At 48.6% G+C, this 9,314-nt stretch carries 10 protein-coding genes; 5 read left to right on the top strand and 5 right to left on the bottom strand.

Annotated features, from left to right (window positions below; genetic code table 11):
* The first annotated feature begins 126 nt into the window (after positions 1-126).
* Entirely contained in the window at positions 127-1,842 is a 1,716-nt protein-coding gene (locus AWU74_RS09050; RefSeq protein ID WP_062328985.1) for an AAA domain-containing protein, read from the top strand.
* Positions 1,843-1,949: 107 nt separating this feature from the next.
* On the opposite strand, the gene AWU74_RS09045 is transcribed toward AWU74_RS09050, so the two are convergent.
* The 5 genes from AWU74_RS09045 to AWU74_RS13050 all read right to left on the bottom strand — a co-directional run bounded on the left by AWU74_RS09045 (position 1,950) and on the right by AWU74_RS13050 (position 5,165).
* The gene (locus tag AWU74_RS09045; RefSeq protein WP_228378637.1) at positions 1,950-2,735 is read right to left on the bottom strand and encodes an ABC transporter permease; all 786 of its coding nucleotides are present in this window, start codon (positions 2,733-2,735) and stop codon (positions 1,950-1,952) included.
* A complete protein-coding gene (locus AWU74_RS09040; protein ID WP_162505161.1) occupies positions 2,728-3,549 on the bottom strand; it encodes an ABC transporter ATP-binding protein in 822 nt (273 codons plus the stop codon). The genes AWU74_RS09045 and AWU74_RS09040 overlap by 8 nt, the downstream gene beginning before the upstream one ends.
* 58 nt (positions 3,550-3,607) lie before the next feature.
* Positions 3,608-4,156, bottom strand: a complete 549-nt coding sequence (locus AWU74_RS09035; RefSeq protein WP_062328982.1) for an RNA polymerase sigma factor — start codon at positions 4,154-4,156, stop codon at positions 3,608-3,610.
* A gap of 9 nt (positions 4,157-4,165) precedes the next feature.
* Positions 4,166-4,594, bottom strand: a complete 429-nt coding sequence (locus AWU74_RS09030; protein ID WP_162505160.1) for a hypothetical protein — start codon at positions 4,592-4,594, stop codon at positions 4,166-4,168.
* A 304-nt stretch (positions 4,595-4,898) separates the two neighbouring features.
* Positions 4,899-5,165 carry a hypothetical protein gene (locus AWU74_RS13050; RefSeq protein WP_238580304.1) on the bottom strand — a complete coding sequence of 89 codons (267 nt, stop codon included), beginning with the start codon at positions 5,163-5,165 and terminating at the stop codon, positions 4,899-4,901.
* A gap of 176 nt (positions 5,166-5,341) precedes the next feature.
* Between AWU74_RS13050 and AWU74_RS09025 the strand changes: the two genes are divergently transcribed.
* The 4 genes from AWU74_RS09025 to AWU74_RS11150 form a co-directional block, all read left to right on the top strand.
* Positions 5,342-6,085 carry a hypothetical protein gene (locus AWU74_RS09025; protein ID WP_062328979.1) on the top strand — a complete coding sequence of 248 codons (744 nt, stop codon included), beginning with the start codon at positions 5,342-5,344 and terminating at the stop codon, positions 6,083-6,085.
* Between the two features lie 14 nt (positions 6,086-6,099).
* A complete protein-coding gene (locus tag AWU74_RS09020) occupies positions 6,100-6,930 on the top strand; it encodes a hypothetical protein (protein WP_062328977.1) in 831 nt (276 codons plus the stop codon).
* Positions 6,931-7,176, top strand: a complete 246-nt coding sequence (locus tag AWU74_RS12365) for a hypothetical protein (RefSeq protein WP_187151001.1) — start codon at positions 6,931-6,933, stop codon at positions 7,174-7,176.
* Positions 7,177-8,539: 1,363 nt separating this feature from the next.
* Positions 8,540-9,314 (top strand): IS5 family transposase gene (locus tag AWU74_RS11150; protein WP_162505159.1). Its coding sequence is split into 2 segments (ribosomal slippage), with 776 coding nucleotides annotated over them: positions 8,540-8,918 and positions 8,918-9,314; the frame shifts between segments, so codons are not numbered across the junction. This gene is flagged as partial in the annotation.

The raw sequence follows: 9,314 nt of genomic DNA, 5'->3' as shown, positions 1-9,314 counted from the left end.
TTCCTATTTCTCTGTGCATTGTGCAAATCAAAGTTATATTATACATATAAACCTCACACTATTAATGATGTCAATTAGTCGCTATACTTATTTACGTGTATAAGCGCTGTGGCGCAAGTCGTGTGTTTGAAAAACCGTTTCTGGTACGGCATACGGGATAAAGCGTTTCGCGCTATTTCTCCGCAGATTGTGAAATTATGGTGTGTGTGCGAGCACTATACAGTCAACGAAAAAATCCCTAAGCGGTTCCACTTGGGGCGCAATGTTACAGACAAAGCGTTTTATGGCGTTTTGCCGGAAACAATGGTCGCCCTCTTTCAAAAGCGCTATTATGAAGCAAATATTCAAGAGTTGACCGTCGCTGTTTCCGCGCTTTATACGAGCTTCGAAGCGTTCGACTTTGACGCCAGAATGCGCGAGTACTCCAGCCTTTCGGCGGAGGTGTTCCGTGATAAACTCGCCGAAAAATACGGCAGCGGCGCACGGAAACAATTTGACAGTACCGACCTTTGGAAAAACTCGGAGGAGTTTATCGCCGCGTATCCCGTAATCCTCAGCACGACATACTCTCTGCGGAGCAGTCTGTCGAGCGCGCTTATGTACGACTATGTGCTTATCGACGAATCGTCGCAGGTTGACCTCGCCACGGGCGCGCTTGCCTTATCGTGCGCGAAGAAAGCGGTAATTGTCGGCGATTTAAAACAATTGCCGAACGTAGTTGACAGCCGGACAGCTAAAACAACCGACAAGATTTTCGCCGAATCGGGCTTGCCGGAAGTATACCGCTATAAAAACCACAGTTTGCTCTCCGCCGTTACGGAATTATTTCCGAATGCTCCGCGCGTTTTGCTCCGTGAGCATTACCGCTGCCACCCGAAGATTATTGAGTTCTGCAACCAAAAATTTTACAACGGAGAGCTTATTATTCTCACCGAGCAAAAGTCCGAGTGCCAGCCTCTTGCCGTCTATCAGACCGTCGAAGGAAATCACGCCCGCGACCGCGTTAATCAGCGGCAAATCGACGTGATTAAGCAAGAAGTTATTCCGCAGCAGAAACTCGATATTTCCAACGGGTCAGTCGGGATAGTCACGCCGTACCGTAACCAGACTAACGCGCTCCAGTCGGCGTTTGCCGGAACGGCGGTTACGGCTGACACCGTGGATAAATTTCAAGGGCGCGAGAACGACGTCATAGTGCTTTCTACCGTCGATAACGAGGTGGGGGAGTTCGCCGACAACGCGAACCGCCTAAACGTGGCGGTATCCCGCGCCATTACACAGCTGATAGTGGTGGTGAGCGCCGCCGACAGTGAGCGCGACACGAATATCGGCGACCTCGTGCGGTATATCAAATACAACAATAGGGAAGTTGTCAAAAGCGAGGTTCGTTCCGTATTCGACTATCTGTACCGTAGCTATGCGAAAGAGCGCAAAACCTTTCTTGCAAAACAAAAGCGCGTATCGGAGTATGACAGCGAAAATCTCATATTTGCCTTGATAAGCGGCGTACTGAAAGACGAACGGTTTTTGAAATACGGCGTTGCCGTACACGTTCCGCTGAAAATGATTGTTCGTAACTTGAGTAAGCTAAATAAAGACGAAAAGCAGTACGCTGCAAATGATTGGACACACGTCGATTTTCTCATCTTCGATAAGCTCGGCAAAACGCCGCGGCTTGTCGTGGAGGTTGACGGCTACCGTTTTCACAAAGAAGGAACTAAGCAAGCGGAACGGGACAAGCTAAAGAATGGAATCCTTGAGAAGTATGGGTTGCCGTTTATTCGCTGCGGGACAAACGAAAGCGGCGAAAAACAACGGATAATTGACGCGTTGAACAAATGAGCCACTATTAATGTGTTTTCGCCATTTGCATATTCAGAATTTCAATTTCATTTTATTAAGTATTTCAATTGAGTACCGCCAAGAACGGCGGCGCTGCTTCCGTGCCTTTACCGGATTTTCTCCGCTCTCACAAAAGCGGTAGTGCCCGCGATAAAGAACACGACCGTAAAAGCAGCGATGACTAACAGGTTGACCGCAGGGGCGTACATAGTCATTGTACCCGACGAGCCGCCATAAAACAGCCCGCGGGTCAGGTCAACACAATAAGTCATGGGCAGGAGGCGGCTCAGTACCGCCATAAAGCCGGTCGAATGGTTTATCGGTATCATGGCGCCTGATAAAAACATTTGCCCCATACCGAGCATCATCAATACCACGTTTGCCGTGGCGCTTTTTTGGATAAAGCCGATACACAGAACGGACAGAGAACCTGCCGCAAGATTTACCAGCGGCGAGATTGCAAGCAACAACAAAATTTGTGAACCGCTAAGGCGCGCACCGATAAAAAGCCCCACTATAATCGTTGCGAAAAATTGGACATAACTCATAAACGAACTGCCGATTATTTTACCCAAGATTATTGAATATCGGGAAACCGGCGACACCAGAATCTCCTGCGTAAAATCAGTTACGCGGTCTTCCACAAGAGAGGCAATTCCGTTCATCGTGATAAAAAACAAGCCGAACACCAGCATTCCCACCAGCATAAACTGATTAAAGTCGTACCCCATATGTATGCCCATATTTTGCGACAGCTGACTGCCGAACATACCAAGCATCATTACGGGCCAGATTAACGCCATGCCGACGCGGGACGGAGACTTGAGCGAGACAGCTATGTCGCGCATTGCAACGGTAACAACCGCGTTTACTTCTTTTGAAAAATTATTCACGCCGCTCCTCCTTCGGTCTATTCCAGCGTTCATCGGCTGAATATGGCAGTACTACATCATCGGTGAGCAAATTGATATATGCGTCTTCAAGCGATTTTTGATTACGTTCGCTTTTGAGTTCGGATGGGGTGCCGGAAAATATTATGTTCCCTTTATTAATCATACATAGACGGTCTACGTTTTCCGCTTCGTCAATATAGTGCGTTGTGAGGAATACGGTTGTGCCGTATTCTGTGCGGATTTGGTCAATATATTCCCACAAAGAGCGGCGGCTTACCGCGTCCAGTCCCTGCGACGGCTCGTCAAGAAAGAGCACTGCGGGACGGTGCATTAAACTGCGGATGATTTCTATCTTCCGCCGCATACCGCCTGAATGAGTTTTGAGCGGTTTCCGCAAACTGTCTCTTATACCCATAATCTCCGCCAGCTTCACAACCTGTTCTTGATATGCTTTGGGCATCCATTTAAAAAACGGACGATACCCGTACATTCCGTACATGCAAACGTGAAGCCGTATGTTTTCCTCCGCCGAAAGGTCGAGGTCGAGGGACGGTTTTTGAAAGATGATGCCGATATGGGAACGGACGTTTTTCGCGTCCGCGTCTATATCGTATCCCGCAACAGCAACGTCCCCCGATGTTTTGCCAAGGGTGGTCGTCAAGATAGAAATGGTCGTTGTTTTTCCCGCGCCGTTTGCGCCGAGGAAGGCGAAAAACTCACCTTCGTTTACGGTAAAACTGATATTGTCTACCGAATTCTTCGGCGTGTTTTTGTAACGCTTGGTCAGGTTTTGAACCTGTATTACCGGTGTCATTGCTTTGTTCTCCTTGATGAAGCAGACAAACGCACGGAAGAAATATTTTAGTTTTTATTTATTTTTGAACAATATTTGCATACAATTCTTTGAGCGTCTTCCGCAAATGAAGCACCGCATAGTGCTTCCGCGAAAGCACGGTATTGACCGAAACGCCGGTATTTTTCGCAATTTCTTTTACGGGCATATCGTAATATTCCGTCAATTCAAAGACCTCGCGCTGTTCCGAAGGAAGCTCATTCACCGCATTTTCAATTTCGTCCAACACAAGACCGCGCAGATATTCCGTTTCCGGCGTCGTTTCCTCGCCAAAAACCACGTCGCTGATTTCGTCCAGAAAATTCGCGTCATCGTCGCCGTGTACGCTCGGTAACTGCGTTTCCTGCCTTTTTTTGTAACGGTTTATGATGAGGTTGCGCGCCACGCGGTAGAGCCACGCCGCCGTTTGTTCCACCGGTTTGCCGATTTCGTTCACGCGGGCAAACTGATAAAAACATTCCTGCAGAATATCTTCCGCGTCTTCTATGCGCGATACCCGCTTGCGGATAAAAAACGCCAGTTTGTCACGAAAATCGGCAAAGGCTTGAGCGACAGTCGTCTGCGGCACGGCCGTATTCTACTCGCCCTTCCCGCTGTCCGCGTCTTCTTTGCCGCAGTCGCCGTCCCGCTTGCGGGAATCAGACCAAGCGCCGCCGCAGTCAAAAGCGCCCCGCGGGTCAAAGCCGCGCCGCTTCTTAATTTCTTCGGCAAGGCGCCGCCGCTGTTCGTCAGACAGCGCGTTCCACCTGCCCCGAAACAAGTTTGCGCCGTCCCGCCTTCCGCCGCCGCCGACAATGCGCCCTAAACCGCCGGTAATCCCGCCGAACAGCACCCGGCACAACGCCAGCAGTCCGGCCGCTTGCAGCCAGCTCAGCGCCGGCAGCCCGAAAAGCGGCGGCAAAAGCGCGTTCCAGAGCCACATGGTTATCGTGCCGAACACCGCCGCCATAAGCCCTATGCCGAGCAGCCCCAGCGAAATGTAAAACAGCCTTGAATTTTTCTGCATAAACAACTCCTTGCTTATGCAGACAAGCGGGGGCTTAAAATATTTTATCAAAACAGTGTTTTGTTATACAGTTTCTGTATAGCAGCCCCGCCGCGGTCCTTGCACTGAAGTTTCCGGCATACGCTTCCGCCTATTCGCCCGCTCCCGCGCGCTGTTTTGCGCGGCATTCCGGTCTTCGCCGCGAGCCGTGTGCACCTATTTTTAAGCCGCTCATACAACTTTATGCGCCGCTCGCAAGGTCCCGCGAGTCCCGCATAAAATTTTATGGGCGGCGCATAAAATTTTATGAGCGACGCATAAAATTTTATGGGCGGCGCATAAAATTTTGTGAGCCACGCAAAAAACCTTGTGAGCGGCGCAAAAAACCTTGCGAGCGACGCATAAAATTTTGTGGGCGGCGCATAAAATCCTGTGAGTCACGCAAAAAATTTTGTGAGCGACGCATAAAATTTTGTGAGTCACGCAAAAAATTTTGTGAGCGGGCAGTCTTTGCCTGTGCACCGCGGGGGCTTCGGCGACGCAAAAAAAGCGGGGAAGCGCCCGCTTCCGGCGCTTCCCCGTCCTGCCGCAAAAGGCGCTTGACGAAACGCTAGAAAGCCGCTATGTTTTTCTACGAGAAGCATACACTCAGCTTGCTATAAAACTGCGCCATGCGAGTGTTACGAGTGCCGTAGCGTTGGTTATGTGTTTGTATGCTGATAGCGTCAAGGTTGAAAAATTGTCGGCAGAACTTGCAGACGACATAGAGTGCTCAGCGAAGCTGAACACTCCAGTTTAAGGAAAGTTGACGGTACTATAGTCAAAACTGTAGACGATATTTTAGAAAAATCAGGCTATGCGCGGAAAAAACGATTTGCTTGCGTAACTGTTTTAGAGGATTTTATGGACGAACGACAAAATTTGCCGAAACTCGGTGATTCCAAGCCAGAAGATTTGCAGATGGTTGCAAAGAATTTAAAAGCAATGATACAAACCGGTACAAATGACGCGGCGGCTGTCGTGGAATCAGAAATTAGAAGACGTCCCGGTTTATTTGGGCTTATGTTTCCCGGACGAATTCTGAAAGAAAATGAAGAATTTACTATTCAGAATATGCGAGATGTATTTAAGACTCGTCAGGAAATGTTAAAAGCCTATATCAATGTCCAACTTGAACTAACAAGAAATGAAGGACAAATGATAATAAAATCAAAACTGCAAGGATATGAGGGCGATCTATCTCAACAAGCCATGCAGATACGAACCGACCTAACAGAATTTTCGCAAAGGAAAATCTCTGAAATGATGGATACTTTTGATCGTAGTACAAGTGCGTTTGCAGAACGTATAGACAGGCAGACAAAAGACGCAGAGAAATATAAAGGCAATGAATTTCTCTATAATAAATTAAAACAAAATCTTCAAAAAGAACAAGAAATGTTTTTTGCTACTATCAGTGAATTGCTAGACGGCTTCAAAGAAGCTCTTAAAACTAAGCTAAACCAGAATTAAAACGGCGTCTAATTATGAATAAATTTGTAAAAAGCATGTGTTTTATCGGTGGGGCAAATTTGGAGATTTTACAAAAATGCTCAACTGAAAAAAATGGCTTTATTGCCGCGGGAGTCGGAATATTAAATGTAGTCATACTATCCATAGTTACTATGTGTATAACTGTGAATTCAGTATTGAATGGGAATGTTGCGCTATCTGTTTTTATTTCATTATTTTATGGATTTATAATGTTCATAGGCTATTGGGGTATCTTGTCTGTAATACGAAAGACTGTGAAATATACTATTGGAGTGAAAACATTTAGTTTTGCCGCATCTATTATACTTGTTTCGCTTGTTTCTTCATACGCGCTTGAAAGATATATTATTAAAAATTATATCATGTTTAGAACATTGCCTGTTCAAAATGAAGCTTTGCAAAGTTATTTTAGCGCAATAGTTGTCTTTCTAGTTGTGGTAGTAATATATATAATACCTATCGTTCTTAAACTATTAATAAATAGTAGCACTTATGAAGAAGAAAAAGAAAGAATGGAACATAATTTTATTATCCAAAAAGAAGCAGATATGGTTGCTTATAGAGAAAAATACAAAAATTATGCGGGAGTATTTACTGATGCCAATATAAAAATGGAGTCAATAAAACAACTTGGCGTATTAACGCAGGAATACCATAGTTTGCTTGAAAAAATTCAAAAAGAAACATTTGATTTTATCAATAAAATTGAGAAATCAAATACAAATGACAATGTTTTGTTGAATGAAGTAAAACTAAAAACAGAGGAAGAATTTAAAAACACAATATCAAAAATGGCAGATATATTTGGCTCGGTTTACAAATGAATGATTGGTATCGTGAGCATTACGGCGGAGAGGCAAGCGAAACAGGCGCGTTGGGGTCAGTCCCGCCCTGCTGCCCGCAAGATAGTCTTGCAAGGCTTCAACGCTGGTAAACTCTTTATAAACAAGCTTTCCTCGCCGGTCGGCACGGAAGGCGCATCGTTTTTGCACCCCGCCGCCAGTAGCATCATCGCTGTTCCAATCATTGCAATAAAAGTCGTCTTCATCCCATTTCCTTTACTCGTATAGTCCGCCGACTGTTGTCTTGCGTTCTGAACGCACTCCGTGCGTCCGCTTTGCCGCCACCGCCGCGCCCGGCTTCGGTACGTGCCGCGTCCGTTTCGGCCGGGCGCATTGGCGGCTGCTTGCAGACAGGACTGTAATAAACCCCTAAAAGCGTGTCAATCCCATGTACCTATGCACTCGTGTCTGGCTTTGAGACACGCCTGTGTTTCGCCTTGAAACTTGCCCGTATTTCGCCTTGAAACCTGCTCGTGTTTCATTTTACCCGCGCACCAAGCGGCTGGTTGTCTGCCGAGCGATTTACCCGACAGGCGGCATAAAGCCCGTAATACGGATAAGCACCTACCGTGGCTACCGAGCAATATGCCGACGGTTTCCGCATAGTTGCCTACCGAGCGATTCACCGAGAGGGCGCGGCTATGAGCCGTAGTACGGATAAGCGGCTACTGCGGCTACCGTGAAGACTTACCGAGGGGCGGCGGAGAAGGATGCCTGTTTGTTTGCCGCCCCTATGCCGTTCACCAGCCCGCCATGCCCGCGAGTTTGCGGTAAGCGAAGCGGCGCAAACTCGCAGTGCAGAGGTAAGGCGTAGAGAGCCGCAGGGCGGATAAGCGGCTACCGTGTCTGCCGAGCGATTCACCGAGGGGGAGAGCCTCTATGCCGAGTTCCTTCAGGGAACTCGGTCGTTCCCCTGCAAGGGGAACGCTTCATGCGCACCAAACGCCTCCTTTGACGCCCGCCAAAGGACGAGAGCCTCTAATGCCGAGTTCTTTCAATGAACTCGGTCGTTCCCCTGCAAGGGGAACGTTTCATGCGCACCAAACGTCCCGCTTCGTGCGCACCAAAGAGCGAAAGCCTATAAGTCGTAAACCGAAGGCACACCTACCGTGCTTACCGAGCGGGCTTTACGGCGTGTTTACTTTGCAGACTCGCAGCGTAGAGGTAAGGCGTAGAGAGCCGTAATGCGAATAAGCGGCTACCGAGTTTATCAAGGAGACTCTGTCGCAGTTTCCACCAAGTTGCCTGCCGAGCAATTCACCGAGGGGCGCAAACCTTTATGCCACCCACTATGCCGAGTTCCCTCAAGGAACTCGGACATTCCCCTGCAAGGGGAACGCTTTATGCGCACCAAACGTCCCGCTTCATGCGCACCAAAGAGCGAAAGCCTATAAGCCGTAAACCGAAGGCGAACCTACCGTGCCTACCGAGCGGGCTTTGCGGCGGTTTCCGCACGCAGGCAACCTTTGCCTGAACACCGCCAGCTCTTGCCTGTGCACAGGCAACCTTTACCTGTGAGCCGCCAGACATTAGCGGGGAAATATGCTAGGTAGTATGGACTAAAGAGGAAAAAAGAGGTAAAACAGGAAGCATGAAAGAAAATGAAGGCATTCACCGGCACGATATAAGCGACGAGGCGTGGGAACGGATAAAAGAACTGCTGCCCGGACAGGCAGGGAAACGCGGGGGAGTGGCGAAAGACAACCGTTTGTTTATCAACGCGGTAGCGTGGCAGACGCGCACGGGCGCTCCGTGGAGAGACATGCCGCCAGAATTCGGGAACTGGAACAGCATACACAAGCGGTTTTGCCGCTGGCGGGACAAGGGAATATGGAGAATACTGGCGGACGCCGCAATAGGCGAGCCTGCCGGAGATATCTTTATGATAGATTCGACATATATCAAGGCACACGCAGACGCATGCGGGGCACAAGGCGGCAGTCAGGACATTAGCCGCACAAAAGGGGGCTGAACAGCAAATTACATTTGGCGGTTGACGAGTACGGGATACCGGCAAGCGGCATTGTGACAAGCGGTACTGTCGCGGATTGTAATCAAGCGCCTCTCCTTATGGAGGATTTGGAAGCGGAAGCGTTCCTTGCGGACAAGGCGTATGACACGAACGAGCTGCTCGATATGCTTAAAGAAGCGGATATAGCAGCAGTCATCCCTCCGGTTAAAAGCCGGAAAGAGCAAAGAGCGTACAGTCATGAACTGTATCGGGCGCGGCACGTCATTGAAAACGTCTTCCGCGCCCTCAAGCGCTGGCGGGGAATTGCTACGCGCTATGCAAAGCTCACCGCTTCCTTCATCGCCGCTATTCATGTCAGGTGTTTATTCCTCTACCTTCCAGTCCACACTACCTA

The organism is Treponema endosymbiont of Eucomonympha sp. (assembly GCF_001028545.1).
The sequence above is the reverse complement of the archived record's forward strand: the minus strand, read 5'-3'. Positions and strand labels throughout refer to the sequence as shown.

Coding starts and splice junctions, on each gene's coding strand:
- AWU74_RS09040 (WP_162505161.1), bottom strand. CDS start 3,549: ATGACACCGGTAATACAGGTTCAAAACCTGACCAAGCGTTACAAAAAC.
- AWU74_RS09030 (WP_162505160.1), bottom strand. CDS start 4,594: ATGCAGAAAAATTCAAGGCTGTTTTACATTTCGCTGGGGCTGCTCGGC.
- AWU74_RS09020 (WP_062328977.1), top strand. CDS start 6,100: ATGAATAAATTTGTAAAAAGCATGTGTTTTATCGGTGGGGCAAATTTG.
- AWU74_RS12365 (WP_187151001.1), top strand. CDS start 6,931: ATGATTGGTATCGTGAGCATTACGGCGGAGAGGCAAGCGAAACAGGCG.